The organism is Terribacillus saccharophilus (genome assembly GCF_002272745.1).
GTDB classification, from domain to species: domain Bacteria; phylum Bacillota; class Bacilli; order Bacillales; family Amphibacillaceae; genus Terribacillus; species Terribacillus saccharophilus_B.
This window is the reverse complement of record NZ_NPBD01000002.1, coordinates 166,692-183,792: the sequence shown is the minus strand read 5'-3', so window position 1 is coordinate 183,792 and position 17,101 is coordinate 166,692. Positions and strand designations below refer to the sequence as shown.

Here is a 17,101-nt window from a genome sequence, read left to right as displayed (position 1 = left end):
ACCCCCCTTTATTTTCCTATTTCTAAAGCTTTTTGAAGCATTCCTTTTGTTGCATTCATTGCTGTAACGTTAGCTTCATAGGATCTCGTAGCACTCATTAAATCTGTCATTTCCTTCAAAGGATCGACATTTGGCATTGCTACATATCCTTCTTCGTTCGCATCAGGCGAAGTTGGGTTATAGACCATCTGAAATTCCGATTCATCCTCGGTGATTTCAGAAACTCTAACTCCGTTAGAATTAGACGATTTGCCCTGTGCACGTTCTAAGAAAGACGAGAAGTTGTTTGTTCCCTGTGTCTCTAAGGAAACCATCTTGCGTCTATACGGTACATAGTTCCCATCTTCATCGATGGTTGCTCGTGTCGTCTCTGCATTCGCAATATTGGATGATACAACGTCCATTCGCAAACGCTGTGCTGTCAGCGCACTGGCACTAGTATTTAAGGAAGAAAAAATAGTCAATCCTAATTACCTCCTGTAATTACTTTGGATAGGCTGTTGAATTTTCCGCTCATTCGGTCGACAAGCGCCTGATAGTATAATTGATTATCAGCTAATTCAGACATTTCCTTATCAATATCTACGTTGTTTTCACTATTGGTGTAAGAGGTATCTTCTTGCTTGGATACTTGGAATTCCGACGATGCCTCTGAGCTGCCAAATATCAGATGCTTCGGATTCGTACGCTTTGAAGTAAATCCTGCTTCCATCGTCTCCTGTAATGTATCTTTAAATGAAACTGTTTCTGTTTTATACCCAGGTGTATCTGCATTAGCTATATTATTAGCAATGGTCTGATTTTTGAGATTGGCATAATCCAGTGATCGATCCAACGCTTGAATCGTTTTGCCGTATAGGTCCATCGTAGTCCCTCCCAGATTGCTATGCGTAACGTCGAAATAGCTCTAATGTACACGATAATTGTATTGAAACGAGGAAGATGTGTCTATATATTCTATGATAATTTTCTTATATATGTAAAAATGGTCTAAGCATACTAATCCTTTGTACCTATACAATATCCAACAGCTTACATAAATCAAGGTAATATTAGTATTAACTTTTTATGCATTGTGATTAAAGCCTATAAAATCACAGTTGATATATGGTTGACTTCCCTTTAAATGTGTAATAACTAAATACATTTTCCTACACAAATCCGCCATTATTTGTAAGGGCTTTCTATTATGTAAATATTTTCATATCAAATGTAGTATAAGAGTCACAAATAATACATAAAAAAAGAAGCAGGCTATTTGGCCTGCTTCTTCTGGTTTAGCTTGTATGTTTTTGTAATTCAACTAGGAATTTATTATTAAGTACTTTAATGTAAGTACCTTTCATCCCTAGAGACCGGGACTCGATAACTCCTGCGCTTTCAAGCTTTCGCAATGCGTTAACGATAACGGAACGTGTAATACCCACACGATCAGCCACTTTACTTGCTACTAGGAGACCTTCGCTGCCGTCCAATTCCTCAAAGATATGCTCGATTGCTTCCAATTCACTATAAGAAAGGGAGCTAATCGCCATTTGCACAACAGCTTTGCTGCGCGCTTCTGTTTCGATTTCTGCTGTTTTCTGATGAAGGATTTCCATCCCGACAACTGTAGCACCATATTCAGCTAGCAGCAAATCATCATCACTGAAGTTTTCTGCAAGACGGCTGAGAATCAAAGTACCAAGACGTTCACCACCACCGATAATCGGTACAATTGTAGTTAAACCACCCTGGAAAAGATCTTTGTTCTCGACAGGGAATGCTGTGTAGGGACTATCGATACCGATGTTTGCAGTTGTTTGCTGAACTTGGAAAAGTCCTTCTGTATACTCTTTCGGAAATTGCTTTTCTTCAAGCATTTGCTTCATTCTGTCATTCTCGATTGCCTGGTTAATCGAAACACCGAGCAATTTACCGCGGCGGCTTACGATAAAGATGTTACTCTCAATAACCTGTTGCAATGTCTCTGACATATTGTTGAAGTTAACAGCCTTTCCTGCTGTCTTTTGCAGCATAAAGTTTATATCTCTTGCTTTATCTAATAATTTCATGATTTCCTCCTGTAATGTTATAAAATATATTGGCTCAGATCTTTATTTTTTGCGATTGATGCTAGTTTGTCGTCTACGTAGCTAGGGGTGATCTGAATTGTCCCCATGTTTATATCAGCTGCTTCGAAGCTTAAGTCTTCCAGCAGCTTCTCCAAGATGGTATGAAGACGACGAGCTCCGATATTATCTGTTTCCTGATTCACTTCAAAAGCCACTTCCGCTAGTCTGGTAACAGCTTCGTCCGTAAACTCTACATTTATACCTTCCGTCTCCAATAATGCCTTATATTGCTTCAGCAATGCGTTTGATGGCTCGATAAGGATCTTCTTGAAATCCTCGACAGATAGCTTCTCCAATTCAACACGGATCGGAAAACGCCCCTGCAGCTCGGGTATTAGGTCAGAAGGCTTTGCCATATGAAAAGCCCCTGCTGCTACGAACAAAATATGATCTGTCTTAACAGGTCCGTACTTTGTTGTCACAGTAGAACCTTCTACGATTGGAAGAATATCTCGCTGGACACCTTCTCGGGATACGTTAGCACCTTGCTCGCCTTTAGCAGCAACTTTATCTATCTCATCGATGAAAATGATCCCTGCTTGTTCTACCAGTTGTACTGCTTCCTGCGATACTTCGTCCATGTCGATCAGCTTTTGCGCTTCCTGCTGAACAAGAAGCGGTCGTGCTTCAGATACAGGCAAGCGACGCTTTTTCTTTTTCTTCGGCATGAATTGCCCCAAAGCATCCTGCATATTCATCCCCATCTGCTCCATACCGGATCCTTGAAGCATATCGTACATTGAGGATTGCTGCTCCTCAATCTCAATTGTTACCATAGTGTCTTCTAACTCGCCCATTTCGAGCATCCGCTCTGTACGAGCTCGTTTGGATTCGATCTCATCAGAAGGTTTTTCTTCTGGCTCTTCACTCTGCTGCTGGTTGAAGAGCATCTCGAATGGATTTTTGAAATTATTCGCCTGCTTTTTCGTCTCAGGAACAAGCAGTTTGACTAGTCGCTTCTTGGCTTGTTCCTCGGCTTTATCCTGAACAGCTTCCATCTTGTTTTCCCGTACAAGCCTTACGGAAGCTTCAGCCAAATCCCTTACCATCGATTCTACATCACGGCCGACATAGCCGACTTCAGTGAATTTCGTTGCTTCCACTTTAATGAATGGTGCCCCAACAAGCTTCGCCAGCCTTCTGGCGATCTCTGTTTTACCAACACCTGTCGGTCCGATCATTAGAATATTTTTCGGCGTTATCTCATCACGCAAATCACTATCAAGCTGCATGCGGCGATAACGGTTCCTTAATGCCACCGCTACTGATCTCTTGGCATTTTGCTGACCGATAATATAACGATCCAGCTGCGCTACGATTTGTTTCGGGGTTAAGTTAGCCTCCATCATTACGCCTCCAATGTCTCCAACGTGATTTGATCGTTTGTGAATACACAAATTTCTCCAGCAATCTCAAGCGCAGCCTGAGCGATTTCAGCTGCGGACTTCTCTTCGGAGTATCTTTTCAGGGCGCGTCCTGCGCTTAAGGCAAAATTGCCACCTGAGCCGATAGCCAAAATATCATCATCCGGTTCAATGACTTCCCCAGTTCCTGAAACAAGAAACATTTGCTCTTTGTTCATCACGATCAGCATCGCTTCCAGCTTCCGAAGGACTTGATCACTACGCCATTCCTTCGCTAATTCCACTGCAGCTCTGGCAAGGTTGCCGTTATAAGCTTCCAGCTTACCCTCGAATTTTTCAAAAAGCGTAAACGCGTCAGCTACGGAACCAGCAAAGCCCGCCAGCACCTGACCTTTGAATAATCTTCTGACTTTTTTTGCTTTATGTTTCATGACAACTTGGTTGCCGAGTGTCACCTGTCCATCTCCAGACATTGCGCACTCACCTTTATGACGTACGGCGAAAATAGTGGTGGCATGAAATTCAGAACTCATGGCTATCCATCTCCTTTAATCCCGATTCGCTCTCGGATGGGTATTCATATATATCGTACGCAGCCGATCTTTCGTCACATGCGTATAAATCTGTGTAGAGGACAGATGCTCATGACCAAGCAATTCCTGCACAGCACGCAAATCAGCACCTTCATTCAGCATGTGCGTGGCAAATGTGTGGCGCAGCTTGTGCGGATGCAGGTGCATATGTACAGCGGACTGCTCAACCAGTTTATTCAGGATGAGACGAATCCCCCGTTCCGTAATCGGTTTCCCTCTGCTGTTTAAGAACAGTTTGTCGGTATCTTCCTTCGCCTTTTCTAAAAGACGATTTCGGCCATCCTTCAAATATCTCTGAGTAGCTTTTTCCATGAAACTTCCAAACGGAACATACCTCTCCTTACGTCCCTTACCGCGTACAAGGACGGTCCCAATAGAAAAGTCTATGTCGCCTAATGTAATACCAGCACACTCACTGACACGCATACCAGTACCGTACAGACACTCAAGGATAGCTTGATCTCGTTGTCCCAGAGGAGTTTCCAAATCAGAAGCCTCAAAAAGTTTCTCAAGCTCTTGTTCGTAAAGGAAGCTGGGTACATAAGCAGGTGCCTTTGGCTGAACTAGCCGCAAAAATGGGTTTGCCGTGACAATATCTTCCCGCTCCAGGTACTTGTAAAAAGAACGAAGACTGGATATCTTCCGAGATACCGTCCGTCTAGATAGCTTCTTCTCATATAATTGCGTAAGAAATACGCGTACTACTCCTGGATCTACTTGCTCAAACGAAATAGATTCCGAATGCAGGAATTCAAGGAAAAAATTCACATCATTCAGATAATAGTAAACCGTATGCGGGGAAGCATGCTTCTCCACTTGCAAATAAGATTTGAATTCTTGAACGAACTGTTCTGCATTTTTCATTTTAATCGCCTCACTTCAAGCGTATAAAGCTTATCATAACTTCAAGCAGAGAAGCAAACGTTAGAAATTAAATTGTAGAAAAATTCTGAATTGAAGTCAATACGCAGTTAGCATAAGCTTCATTACAATTTTGCTTAATTTTTGATCGTCTTATCCAATTAATTAATCAAACCAAAGTTAGCGTTCATTTTCGGGAAATTCTTACTGTTCGCATACGTTATATAATGTGCAAGACTTCCGATTACAGTTTCCTGGCAACTTTACTTTATCATAGCGTGATTTTAAGTAAACTCAGTACATATTGATGCTGTTCTTTTCTATGATCGGAGCAGCTAGATCAAAGAAATGGCGAATCATTTGTCATACGGTCTTACCCCTCAAGTGTGTCAAGCAAAATTCCTTTCCAATGCGTTATTATAGACCTCGTATAAAACTGTGTCAAATCATTTCCGGTTCCTGATCTTGTTTTCACAAAGTCTTAACAATTCAAACAAAAGACTCCGGCTATCATTAAGCCGGAGTCTTTTCGTACTACTGCTGAACTTCTTCTTTATAATCACAGCTGGAACATGTAATCTGCGTTCCCTTTTTCGCTTTCTTCTCTACAAGCATGGAGTCACATTTCGGACATGGTCTCGAGATAGGTTTATCCCAGCTGAGAAAATCACAGTCTGGGTACTGATCGCAGCCGTAGAATACGCGGTTCTTCTTCGACTTACGTTCGACAACTTCGCCTTCCTTACATTTCGGACAAGTTACTCCGATCTTTTTCAGAATCGGCTTCGTATTGCGGCAATCCGGGAAATTGGAGCAAGCGAGGAACTTACCGTAGCGCCCCATCTTGTATACCATCTCATGCCCGCATTCCTCACAGTCGATACCAGCAGGTTCATCCCGTATCTCGATTTTTTCCATTTCCTGCTCAGCTTTTTCCAACCTTGTGTCGAAGCCTTTATAGAATTCATCGATGATAGTGACCCATTGTGTCTTACCTTCCTCAACATGGTCAAGATCTTCTTCCATCTTCACTGTGAACTCCAAATCAATGATTTCCGGGAAAAATTCCTCCAGAATATCAATTACAATTTCTCCTAGTTCTGTCGGTACAAAACGCTTGTTGTCGAGCGTTACATAGCCACGGCGCTGAATTGTATCCAGTGTCGGTGCAAATGTAGATGGACGGCCGATTCCCTGCTCTTCCATCGTACGGACAAGCCGAGCTTCCGTATAGCGAGGAGGGGGCTGTGTGAAGTGCTGGTTCGGTGTGATTTCCTCCGCCTTCACTGTCATACCTTCTTCCAGATTCGGAAGCAGCCTGTCTTTTTCACTCTTGTTATCATCATTACCTTCCACATAAACCTTCATGAATCCTTTGAATTTAACCTTGGATCCTGTCGCCCGGAACTCTACACCCTCATTTACAAGGTGAACAGTCATCGTATCCAGGACAGCCTGTGCCATCTGACTTGCAGTGAAACGTTCCCAGATGAGTTTGTACAATCTGAACTGATCACGTGACAGGATTGCTTTCACACTATCAGGGTGCCGGTATGCGGACGTTGGCCGTATACCTTCGTGGGCATCCTGAGCACCTTCGGTTTGTTTCGTTTTTGTACCTAAACCTAGGAACTCTTCGCCATATGTTTCTTTGATGTAATTGGCTGATTCTTCTTTGGCTGTGTTGGATATACGAGTGGAGTCAGTACGCATATAGGTGATCAGACCAGTGATTCCGCCTTCTTTTTTACCTAAATCGATTCCCTCATAAAGCTGCTGCGCCACCATCATTGTTTTCCGAGCTCGGAAATTGAGTTTACGTGCTGCTTCCTGCTGCAGGGAAGACGTCGTGAATGGAGCTGCTGGGTTTCGTTTACGTTCCCTTTTGTTCACTCTATCGACTTGGAAATCATTCCCGTTCAATTTACCGAGAATCTCATTGACTTCTTCTTCGGACGCGAGGCCTACCTTCTTACCATCTACACCGTAAAATGATCCTTCAAAACTGTTTTTTCCGGATTGGAAAGCTGTATCAATTGACCAGTATTCTTCTGGAATGAATTTCTTGATCTCGTTTTCACGATCCATAATCATCTTGACGGCTACAGATTGGACACGTCCGGCACTCAGGCCTTTCTTCACTTTCTTCCATAGCAGCGGGCTAATATTATATCCGACAAGTCGGTCTAGGATACGACGAGCCTGTTGAGCATCAACCAAATCCATATCGATACTGCGCGGATGCTTGAACGACTCCTTGATCGCATCCTTCGTAATTTCATTGAAGACCACGCGGCACTCAGAAGTCTCATCGATGTTTAAGCTATGCGCCAAATGCCATGCAATCGCTTCACCCTCACGATCGGGATCGGCTGCGAGATATACTTTCTTTACTTTCTTGGCTGCACTTTTCAATTCTTTGAGCACAGGTCCTTTTCCGCGGATAGTGATGTAGCGAGGTTCAAAGTCTTCTTCTACATTGATACCCATCTGACTTTTCGGCAAGTCACGGATATGTCCCATGCTTGCTTTTACTTTATATTTTTTACCAAGATAACGTTCGATTGTTTTCGCTTTAGCTGGAGATTCCACGATTACAAGATAATCTGCCATATTGTTTCCTCCCAAGAGGTTTTCTATTTCTGTTTATTTTATTTATATATTGTCCGATAAATCTTCCCTATTATTAAATACTTATATTCCGTTTGTCAAACATAACTTTCTATATTTTGTAATAGAGCATACATAAAAAAGCAAGTTTCTACTATATAAAGTGTATCCATTTCGACTTATTACGTTCCCATTCGTCAATCAGCTGACCCGGTTCAAAGATGATTCCAGCACCCTCTGAAATCATCTGATGACAGCCTGCTGTCCGGTCCTCCAGTGGATCTCCAGGTATAGCAAATACATCTCTACCCTGTTCCAATGCATGCATAACGGTATGCATCGTACCGCTATGTTTTTTTGCTTCGACCACAAGGGTACAGAATCCAAGTGCGCTGATGATTCGATTCCGTTCCGGGAAATGATGCTGCTGAGGATGCTGATCGGGAAAATACTCACTGAGAACCAGCTGTGTGACTGCTAACTTGTCAAATAACTCCTGATTTGAACGAGGGTATAGCTGGCGCAACCCTCCTCCCAATACGGCTATGGTACTGCCGTTATTGCTACGGATCGCTGCGTGATGTGCCATGCTGTCGATTCCTTTTGCCATGCCGCTGACAATTGTCCAGCCAGCAGCAGCTAACGGCTCCAAAAAATAAGCTACTTTGGCGTCGGCAGCTTTGGTCGGCTGACGAGTGCCAACCACGCTGATTGCCGGCAGCCTATCAAGGAGCTCAGTATTGCCAGCGGCATAAAGTACAAGTGGAGGATCAGGTATGTGCCTTAGAGCAGCTGGAAAAGCTTCATCAAAGCAAGTTAAAGTGCAAAAGGTCTGCATGTCCTGCTCCAAAGAGGTAATATGCGTTTCGTCCTGCAGTTCGTGGAACAATGTAAGTGCAAATGATTCGGGGAGCTGATAATAACTCATCAGTTCATGGAAGGATGAATGTAGAAGGTTGTCCAATTGAGGATCGAGTGTGAGGATACGCTGCATGACCTTACGCCGTCCCCGCAGCACTCGGTGCAGCAACAATAATCTTTTACGTTTCTCCAATTTACCACTCCTGTCTCTGAAAAAGATAAGAAAGCGGACCGAATAATCGGCCCACTTTCATCTTAATGCGTTTGACAGATTTCGTATAGTCCCTTTTCTTTCAGCACTTCTATCAAAGTTTCTCCCATAACTGCTGGCGTATCCGCTACTTTTACACCACAAGCTTCCAAGACCTTGATTTTTTCGTCAGCTGTGCCTTTTCCACCAGAGATGATGGCACCAGCATGGCCCATACGTTTACCTGGAGGTGCTGTTGCACCGCCAATGAAGCCGACGACAGGTTTGTTCATATTTTGACGGATCCATTCGGCAGCTTCTTCTTCCGCTGTACCACCGATTTCTCCAATCATGATGACCGCTTTCGTCTCTCTGTCTTCATTGAATGCTTTCAAGACATCGATAAAATCTGTTCCGTTAACTGGGTCCCCACCGATACCAACCGCAGTGGATTGGCCAATGCCAGCTTGTGTGAGCTGATGCACTGCTTCATACGTCAATGTACCAGATCGTGACACAACGCCGATATGTCCTTTTTTGTGTATATATCCAGGCATGATACCAATTTTGCACTCTTCCGGTGTGATGACGCCAGGACAGTTCGGACCGATCAATCTTGTCTTCTTGCCTTCCATCGCTCGCTTCACACGAACCATGTCCATAACTGGAATATGCTCTGTAATACAGATGACCAGATCAAGCTCCGCATCCACAGCTTCTAAAATCGCGTCAGCTGCAAAAGCTGCCGGAACATAGATTACTGAAGCAGTAGCGCCAGTTTCGTGTACTGCCTCTTTCACAGTATTATAAACAGGTACGCCTTCCACTTCGGTACCGCCTTTTTTCGGCGTAACACCGGCAACAATCCGGGTACCGTATTCAATCATCTGCTTTGTATGGAAAAGCGCCGTAGATCCAGTAATACCTTGTACGAGTACTCTTGTTTCCTTATTAATAAAAACACTCATGAATTTGTACCTCCCCCGTTAGTTTACAAGTGCGACGATTTTCTCTGCTGCATCTGCCATGGACGCTGCCGATGTGATATTCAATCCGGACTCCTCGAGCAGCTTCTTGCCCTGCTCCACGTTCGTCCCTTCCAAACGTACGACAAGCGGAATATCCAATCCGACTTGACGGGATGCACCGATTACACCTTCAGCAATAACGTCACATTTCATAATGCCTCCGAAAATATTAACTAAGATACCTTTGACATTTTGATCAGCCAGAATGATTTTGAAGGCCTCGGTAACTTTTTCAGTCGTAGCACCGCCCCCAACATCGAGGAAGTTAGCGGGATCTCCGCCGTAATGCTTGATAATATCCATCGTAGCCATTGCGAGACCTGCACCGTTTACCATACAGCCGATATTCCCATCAAGGGAAATATAGCTCAGATCATGCTTAGAGGCTTCGATTTCTTTTTCATCTTCTTCATCCAAGTCGCGAAGCGCGACGATATCTTTATGTCTGTATAGTGCGTTTTCGTCAAAATTCAGTTTGGCATCAAGTGCCAATACTTGACCATCGCCAGTCGTAACAAGCGGATTTATCTCAGCAATGGAGCAATCCTTCTCTACGAAAGCCTGATACAAGCTCATCATGAACCCGACAGCCTTGTTCAGCGATTCCGGCGGAATATTAATAGCAAATGCCAATCTTCTAGCTTGATAGCCAGTTAAACCGACAACAGGGTCGATCGCTTCCCGGAAGATTTTCTCCGGTGTCTCTGCTGCAACTTCCTCAATCTCTGTACCGCCTTCTTCAGACGCCATCATTACGATTCGGGATGTGCTGCGATCAAGAACAAGACCGATATAATACTCTTTCTGGATATCACAGCCCTCTTCGATTAGAAGCCGTTTCACTTCTTTTCCTTCTGGGCCTGTCTGATGCGTTACAAGCGTCTTGCCTAAGATTTCCTCCGCGTATGTACGAACTTCATCCAAGCTTTTCGCTACTTTCACACCGCCTGCTTTTCCACGTCCGCCAGCGTGGATCTGCGCTTTGACAACGCATACATTTGTGCCCAGGCTTTCAGCTGCTTCCACAGCTTCCTCGACACTGAATGCCACTCTACCAGCAGGAACAGACACACCAAATTCACGTAAAACCTCTTTGCCTTGATACTCATGAATATTCATTCTGTACCCTCCCCGTCAGATTCCGTGCAAAACTATTGTAAACGATTTCTTCTGCAAAAGTCTACCAAAAACTATGGAAAAGACAGAATCTACATAAAACTTATAAGGACGAATAAAGAAGAGGATGCCCTTTCGCTACAAATTTATGAAAATGCTTTCATAAGAGAATTTATGGAAAAAGCATCCCCTCAAAGAGACGCTTATTTTCCTGCTTGCTTGTCTGCCTGGTAAATGAATGCAAAGACCTCGGCAACTGCCTCATAGAGATCTGCAGGAATCATCTCATTTACTTTCAACTCCGTCAATAGACCTACTAAAGCAGGATCTTGCTGGACCGGCACACCATTATCCTGAGCACGTTTTATGATTGCCTCGGCAGTCAGGCCCTTACCGCTTGCCGCAAGGACCGGTGCCTGCTTTTTAGCAGCGTCATATTTCAAAGCCGCCGCTTGCCGAACGTATCTTTTCTCTGTCATATGCGATAGTCGACACCTTTCTGTTCGATATGTAGAGCATTCGAGCCTGTATCAATATGGCTTGCTTCTTTGGCATTTTTGCTGACCGTATATTTTACAGAAGAAAGATGATAGCCGCTTGTATCGAGTGCTGTTTTCAGCTTATGCTGAAGCGGACGCATGACTTGTTCTGCTTTTCCTTCTGCTGTATAAATATGCAGATTGACAGTCTTTTTCTGTACGTACATATCCACTACCATGTCATCAAGAAAAGGTAAATGCAAATAAAACAAAATACGGCAGTGATCAGAAGATAACTTTCCATCAGCTTCTTTTCTGCCTTCCAGCTCCATCATGATATCTTTATCAAATCCAAACGGTGCGCCGGGAAGCTGAAGCTGAATGTAAGCCATTTGTTTATCATCCTGAACCTGAAGCAGCTGGCTTCCGGTAATTTGCTGAAGAAGCTGAGAGGAAAGCTCTGCTCTTTCATTACCTTGTGCTGCGTGTTGCAGCAGCAAACCTTTTAAAGGCATATCTGCAGCATCGGCATCGTTTAAATCATGTTCATATGAAAATCCTGTTTGCCTAAAAATATCTTGCAGCAGATTTTTGAAAAAATCTCCATCTTTGCTTTGCTCATTCGTTTGTGTCACTTGGAGAAGCTGTAGTAATTCTGTACTCTTCGCTAGCAGCTGCTGGTTATCTACATTCCCTTTTGTCAGCTGGCTGTATATGTCTTGAGCCATTGGAGATGACTGAAAGGGCTCCAAAGCTGTACGCAGACCGGTGATTATTTCATGAGGCAATGTTTGATCCGGAAACATACTAAGCAGCTGCCGGACAGTCGACAGCGCTGTCTGGAGGCTCTCTTGTGCAGCGGGAGATTGCTTACCGACTAGTTGCATCTCGGACATGAAACTATCAAGTGCTTGAGTATACGGCATTATACCTGCTGATCTGTTAGACGAACTTCCAGCTTCTTTCATTAACTGCTGCGGAACACTTCTGCTTTCATCCATTTGCTTATCGTATGCCAGCCATTCTCCTTGCCAAGCAGCAAACGATGGCACCGCAGCAGGTAAAGATGGGCGGATAGCTTGATACATATCCTGTTTTCCTGATTTTGCCTCTTGGATAATCTGCTGTATAAGATGCTGTTCATGCACTGCTGGTCCAACAGGTGCCAATTTCCCGAGCATCTGTTGAAGTGGCGTTGCTTTATCACTCCCGACAGGTACAGTATTGGTGAGTTCACGAAGGGAAGCTGTCATATCTTGTGTCTGTCGAGCTGTGATAGCATGGAGAACACTTTCTGTTAAGGGCAGCTGCCGCTGAAGCATAAGCTGCAGCCCTTCTTTCGTAACTTCCACTGGCTGCAATTCTTTCTGCTGCAAAAGATTTAGTGCTTGTTTCAGCTGAGGCATCGTAAATGCAGTCTGCTGTTTCACCAAGCCTTCCACTAAGCTTCTATTCGTTTTATTCGGTTTCATACCAGCAAGCTCAATTAACTGAGAAACATCAGCTTGCTTCCCAGTAGTTTGGGGCAAAACCTGCAATAAAGGCCGCTCTCCGCCTTCTTTTACTTCAAACCAATAGGTGCCTCCTGCAGTCAGTGATGCCTGCAATTCTGCTATAACTTTCTTGGCGCCGATTTGCAGCAATGCTTTGTTATCAGGAAAAAACTTAGTAATCTTCCCGGTTACGACCTCCCCAGGCCTAAAGTTTCTTTCCTGTTGTGGCTGCTGAGCTTGCTTAATACCTTGAGAGCTTTGGATACTAAGGTGATGCATGATGTCACTTCCTTCTTAAACGCGGGAAAGATCCTTGACGGGAGCAAAGCTTAGTCGATGTAATGGGGTTATCCCTTGCTTACGCAATGCTTCCAAATGCTGCTTGGTCCCATAGCCCATATGATCTTTGAAGCCATAACCTGGATAGGCTGTATCCGCCTCTTTCATCATCCGATCTCTTGTCACTTTCGCAATGATACTTGCTGCTGCAATTGAGACACTGCGCTGATCTCCCTTGATCAAGGATTCATATGTACAAGTCAATTCTGAGAGAGGCATAGCATCTACCAGCACATGATCTGGCTGACATTCCAACTCATCGACAGCCTCCAGCATTGCTTGTTTGGCAGCTTGATAGATATTGATTTCATCAATTCTTTGGCTGGTTACGATACCTACTCCATAGGCAATACATGTATTGATAATTTGCTCATATAAAGCTTCCCTTTTCGCCTCGCTCAACTGTTTCGAATCATTTAAGCCTGCTATGTAGGCATCTCTTGGCAGAATCACTGCTGCTGCAACAACCGGACCTGCGAGCGGACCTCTGCCTGCTTCATCTATACCCGCGATATATTGCTTCCCTTTCGCGTAATAGGCGTTTTCAAAGCTGCACATATGATCGTATTGCTCGCGAAGCTCCTGTTCTTTTACTAGTTTCCTTTTATAGGCGTCCATTAGTTTCTGAACACCTGTACGATGATCCTCTTGCCAGGACGAAAGCATCTCCTCCGAATATGTGCCTTCCTGTAAATGAGCTCGTATCTGCTGGATCGTCAATACATCTTTCATAAACAATCTCCCTTTTCTCTGTTTATCGGTTATGTAGACAAAAAATAAAGACATACATAAAAGAAATATGTATGTCTGTTTCTTACACTGTTGGCTTTTCGAATGTCACATTCGTAATCCGCTTACTGCGAAGATCTCTAATAATGATCTCGTACGTTTTTTCATAATTAATTGCACCACCAGCTTCAAGTGCACCTCTGAATCGTCCGATATGGGTAAACATTTCGACTGTGTCCATGGAAATATCTTCTATCGCATATCTTTGTGCAACCTGCTTTGGATAATGCTCTTTCAGATAGTTAAGAATGAACGTCGCTACTTCCTCCATCGGCAAGATCTGATCTTTAATCGTACCAATGGCAGCAAGCACTAAACCAACCTGCGGATCTTCGAATTTCGGCCAAAGGATTCCTGGTGTATCCAGCAACTCGAAATCCTTCTTCACCTTGATCCACTGCTGCTGAGTGGTAACACCTGGACGGTCGCCTGTCTTTGCGATTTTCTTACTTGCAAGCCGATTGATGAGTGTCGACTTTCCGACATTCGGTATACCGATGATCATCGCACGACCAGGCGGCGGATTCTGCACGCCTCTGCGCTTCCATTTTTCACGTTTCGCAGCGTGCATATCATGTGCACGCTGGACAACACGCTGAATGTCGTTTTTCTCATCAGCGTTGACAGAAAGAGCCGGTGTACCTTGTTCCTCATAATACCGGATCCATGCATCTGTAACCGTTTTATCGGCCAAGTCTTTCTTCATAAGTACAACCATTTTCGGTTTGTTGCCAAGCACTTTGCGAAGCATCGGATTCTGAGATGCTTCTGGCGCCCTTGCATCCACCAGCTCGATGACAAAGTCTACGAGCTTTAGTTTTTCTTCTACTTCTCTTCTAGCTTTGGCCATATGGCCGGGAAACCATTGAATCGTCACGAGAATATGTTCCTCCTATTTTGTCAGGCCGATGCGATCCAGCGGCCAGAACGTTAGCTGTACTTTACCGACAATCTGATCTTCCGGTATTAAGCCGATGTATCTGCTATCGGTAGAATTTCTGCGATTATCCCCGAGTACGAGCACATAGCCCTCTGGAATCTCCTCGTAATTGCCCGGCAAATCTTCAAGAGTAAAATCATTCGTCAGGTTACCACCATCTGCAAGCGCCGCTTTCTCACTATCCAGATAAGGCTCATCCACTATTTCACCATTTATATACAATGTATCATCGATCATCTCGACATGATCTCCCGGCACACCAATCACCCGTTTAATGTAATCCTTCGATTCAGTAGCGTGGAAGACTATAATATCTTTCTGTTCAGGCTCACCGAACCGGTAGCTTATCTTATTCACAATCATAAAATCATTATCATGCAAGGTTGGCTGCATGGAAGGTCCGTCAACTACAATCGGAGCAAACAGGAACATCCGAACGACCACCGCAATGATGACAGCGATGATTAAAGCCTTCAGCCAATCTAGCCATTCATTTTTCTGTTTGGCCATCTATAAGCCCCCAATTGTCTACTATATCTATTTGGTCTATATAGCAAAAAAAGAGCTTGACGAAGCAAGCTCTCTTTTCTGGTACTTAGCGGATTTCTTTGATACGAGCAGCTTTTCCGCGAAGTTTACGTAGGTAATAAAGTTTCGCACGACGTACTTTACCACGACGGCTAACTTCGATTTTTTCTAAACGTGGGCTGTGTACTGGGAAAGTACGTTCTACACCAACGCCTGAAGAAATCTTACGTACTGTGAAAGTTTCTGAAATTCCACCGTTTTGGCGTTTAATAACGACACCTTCGAATAACTGGATACGCTCACGTGTTCCCTCTACTACTTTAACGTGAACTTTAACAGTATCTCCGGGACGGAAATCAGGATGATCAGCGCGAAGCTGTTCTTTTGTAATGTCATGAATTAATTCCTGCATTCTGTTCAACTCCTTCTCACCAATGCTCATTCTCGCAAAAATACGACAGCGGAACATTGTAATATGGCGCTTACCGTTGTAAGCACAGCATTTAATATACCATACTTGGCTTATGAATTCAAAGTATTATTCAATCTTTTTGCCACTTTTTCACTTGATCCCGTTCTTTGTCAGAAAGCTCTGCATCTGAGAGAAGATCAGGCCTTCTTGTAGCTGTTCGGTAAAGCGATTGTTCCCGGCGCCAAGCTTCTATTTTACCATGATCACCAGAGGTAAGAACTTCCGGCACCTGCATACCTCGGAAGTCGGCAGGACGCGTATAATGGGGGTGTTCCAGCAGTCCTGTCGAGAAAGAATCCTCAGGCGCAGAAGAAGCATTGCCCAAAACATCAGGCAGAAGACGGACAACACTGTCCATAACCGCCATCGCACCGATTTCTCCTCCGGTCAGCACATAGTCCCCGATAGAGATTTCATCTGTCACAATGTTTTCACGGATACGTTCATCGTATCCTTCATAATGACCGCAGATGAAAATCAGATGCTCCTCTTTCGCCAATTCTTCCGCTTTCTTCTGGTTATACGGTTCACCCTGCGGACACATGAGAATGACACGAGGTTTGGCAGAACCCTCAGTTACATGTTCTATTGCATCAAAGATTGGCTGCGGCGCCAATACCATACCTGCTCCGCCTCCATATGGATAGTCATCTACTTTCTTATGTTTGTTCGTCGTGAATTCCCGGAAATTCACTAGATTGGGCTGAAAGGCTCCGAGCTCTTGGGCTCTTTTCAGTATGGAATGCTGCAGCACACCTTCGAACATTTCCGGAAATAGTGTCAGAATGTCAATTTTCATAGATCCAGCAATCCTTCCATCGGTTCAATGACGATGCGTTTGCTTTCAATATCGATCTGTTTAACGACTTGTTCTATATAAGGCACTAGCAGGTCCTTCTGCTTCGTACGTTGCACAACCCAAACATCGTTTGCGCCAGGGGAAAGGATCTCTTTCACCTTGCCGAGCGCCTCTCCTTCAACTGTCTCAACTGTACAGCCGATAATCTCGTGGTAATAGAACTCATCCTCTTCTAAATCGCTGAGCTGATCTTCGCGAACTTTCAGGATACCACCCTTCAATTCTTCCACTTGATTAATCGTTGTATACCCTTGGAAAGTAAGCAAATCGAAAGTCTTATGCTTGCGGTGTGTGTTTACAATCAGCTTTTGTGGCTTACTATTTTCGTCCTGGAACCAATACAATTCTTCTCCCGGCTCAAAGCGTTCATCGAAATCCGTGATTCGCACGACCCGGACTTCTCCAGCTATCCCATGTGTATTGACGACTTTTCCTACATTATACATTTTTATATCCATAGTTTAT

18 protein-coding genes are annotated in these 17,101 nt (G+C 44.1%); all 18 read right to left on the bottom strand.

The window, feature by feature from the left end; genetic code table 11:
* Positions 1–8: 8 nt before the first annotated feature.
* The gene (gene flgC, locus CHH58_RS02750) at positions 9–464 is read right to left on the bottom strand and encodes a flagellar basal body rod protein FlgC (protein ID WP_095230115.1); all 456 of its coding nucleotides are present in this window, start codon (positions 462–464) and stop codon (positions 9–11) included.
* Positions 465–466: 2 nt separating this feature from the next.
* On the bottom strand, positions 467–865 hold the full coding sequence (flgB, locus tag CHH58_RS02745) for a flagellar basal body rod protein FlgB (RefSeq protein ID WP_095232621.1): 399 nt from the start codon (positions 863–865) through the stop codon (positions 467–469).
* Positions 866–1,277: 412 nt separating this feature from the next.
* The gene (codY, locus tag CHH58_RS02740) at positions 1,278–2,054 is read right to left on the bottom strand and encodes a GTP-sensing pleiotropic transcriptional regulator CodY (protein ID WP_095230111.1); all 777 of its coding nucleotides are present in this window, start codon (positions 2,052–2,054) and stop codon (positions 1,278–1,280) included.
* 17 nt (positions 2,055–2,071) lie between these two features.
* Positions 2,072–3,460 carry an HslU--HslV peptidase ATPase subunit gene (gene hslU / locus CHH58_RS02735; protein ID WP_095230109.1) on the bottom strand — a complete coding sequence of 463 codons (1,389 nt, stop codon included), beginning with the start codon at positions 3,458–3,460 and terminating at the stop codon, positions 2,072–2,074.
* Positions 3,461–3,462: 2 nt separating this feature from the next.
* Entirely contained in the window at positions 3,463–4,011 is a 549-nt protein-coding gene (hslV, locus tag CHH58_RS02730; protein ID WP_093726606.1) for an ATP-dependent protease subunit HslV, read from the bottom strand.
* A 15-nt stretch (positions 4,012–4,026) separates the two neighbouring features.
* Positions 4,027–4,935, bottom strand: a complete 909-nt coding sequence (gene xerC / locus CHH58_RS02725; protein WP_095230107.1) for a tyrosine recombinase XerC — start codon at positions 4,933–4,935, stop codon at positions 4,027–4,029.
* A 531-nt stretch (positions 4,936–5,466) separates the two neighbouring features.
* Complete coding sequence (topA, locus tag CHH58_RS02720) at positions 5,467–7,545, bottom strand: type I DNA topoisomerase (RefSeq protein ID WP_095261987.1); 2,079 nt, start codon at positions 7,543–7,545, stop codon at positions 5,467–5,469.
* 151 nt (positions 7,546–7,696) lie between these two features.
* On the bottom strand, positions 7,697–8,596 hold the full coding sequence (gene dprA, locus CHH58_RS02715; RefSeq protein WP_095230103.1) for a DNA-processing protein DprA: 900 nt from the start codon (positions 8,594–8,596) through the stop codon (positions 7,697–7,699).
* A gap of 62 nt (positions 8,597–8,658) precedes the next feature.
* On the bottom strand, positions 8,659–9,561 hold the full coding sequence (gene sucD, locus CHH58_RS02710) for a succinate--CoA ligase subunit alpha (RefSeq protein WP_038560150.1): 903 nt from the start codon (positions 9,559–9,561) through the stop codon (positions 8,659–8,661).
* An 18-nt stretch (positions 9,562–9,579) separates the two neighbouring features.
* The gene (gene sucC, locus CHH58_RS02705; protein WP_038560147.1) at positions 9,580–10,740 is read right to left on the bottom strand and encodes an ADP-forming succinate--CoA ligase subunit beta; all 1,161 of its coding nucleotides are present in this window, start codon (positions 10,738–10,740) and stop codon (positions 9,580–9,582) included.
* A 200-nt stretch (positions 10,741–10,940) separates the two neighbouring features.
* Positions 10,941–11,216, bottom strand: a complete 276-nt coding sequence (locus tag CHH58_RS02700) for an EscU/YscU/HrcU family type III secretion system export apparatus switch protein (RefSeq protein ID WP_095230101.1) — start codon at positions 11,214–11,216, stop codon at positions 10,941–10,943.
* Positions 11,213–12,988, bottom strand: a complete 1,776-nt coding sequence (locus tag CHH58_RS02695) for a hypothetical protein (RefSeq protein WP_095261986.1) — start codon at positions 12,986–12,988, stop codon at positions 11,213–11,215. The genes CHH58_RS02700 and CHH58_RS02695 overlap by 4 nt, the downstream gene beginning before the upstream one ends.
* A 15-nt stretch (positions 12,989–13,003) precedes the next feature.
* Positions 13,004–13,780: a ribonuclease HII gene (locus CHH58_RS02690; protein ID WP_170937502.1), complete on the bottom strand. Its 777-nt coding sequence runs from the start codon at positions 13,778–13,780 to the stop codon at positions 13,004–13,006.
* 82 nt (positions 13,781–13,862) lie between these two features.
* Positions 13,863–14,714 (bottom strand): ribosome biogenesis GTPase YlqF, encoded by an 852-nt coding sequence (ylqF, locus tag CHH58_RS02685; protein WP_095261984.1) that lies wholly within the window; start codon positions 14,712–14,714, stop codon positions 13,863–13,865.
* Positions 14,715–14,729: 15 nt separating this feature from the next.
* Entirely contained in the window at positions 14,730–15,287 is a 558-nt protein-coding gene (gene lepB, locus CHH58_RS02680; RefSeq protein ID WP_038560136.1) for a signal peptidase I, read from the bottom strand.
* Between the two features lie 85 nt (positions 15,288–15,372).
* Complete coding sequence (rplS, locus tag CHH58_RS02675; RefSeq protein ID WP_095230093.1) at positions 15,373–15,717, bottom strand: 50S ribosomal protein L19; 345 nt, start codon at positions 15,715–15,717, stop codon at positions 15,373–15,375.
* Positions 15,718–15,847: 130 nt separating this feature from the next.
* Positions 15,848–16,576 (bottom strand): tRNA (guanosine(37)-N1)-methyltransferase TrmD, encoded by a 729-nt coding sequence (gene trmD / locus CHH58_RS02670; protein ID WP_095230091.1) that lies wholly within the window; start codon positions 16,574–16,576, stop codon positions 15,848–15,850.
* The gene (rimM, locus tag CHH58_RS02665) at positions 16,573–17,094 is read right to left on the bottom strand and encodes a ribosome maturation factor RimM (RefSeq protein WP_095234281.1); all 522 of its coding nucleotides are present in this window, start codon (positions 17,092–17,094) and stop codon (positions 16,573–16,575) included. Before rimM ends, trmD begins: the two co-directional genes overlap by 4 nt.
* Between the last annotated feature and the right edge of the window lie 7 nt (positions 17,095–17,101).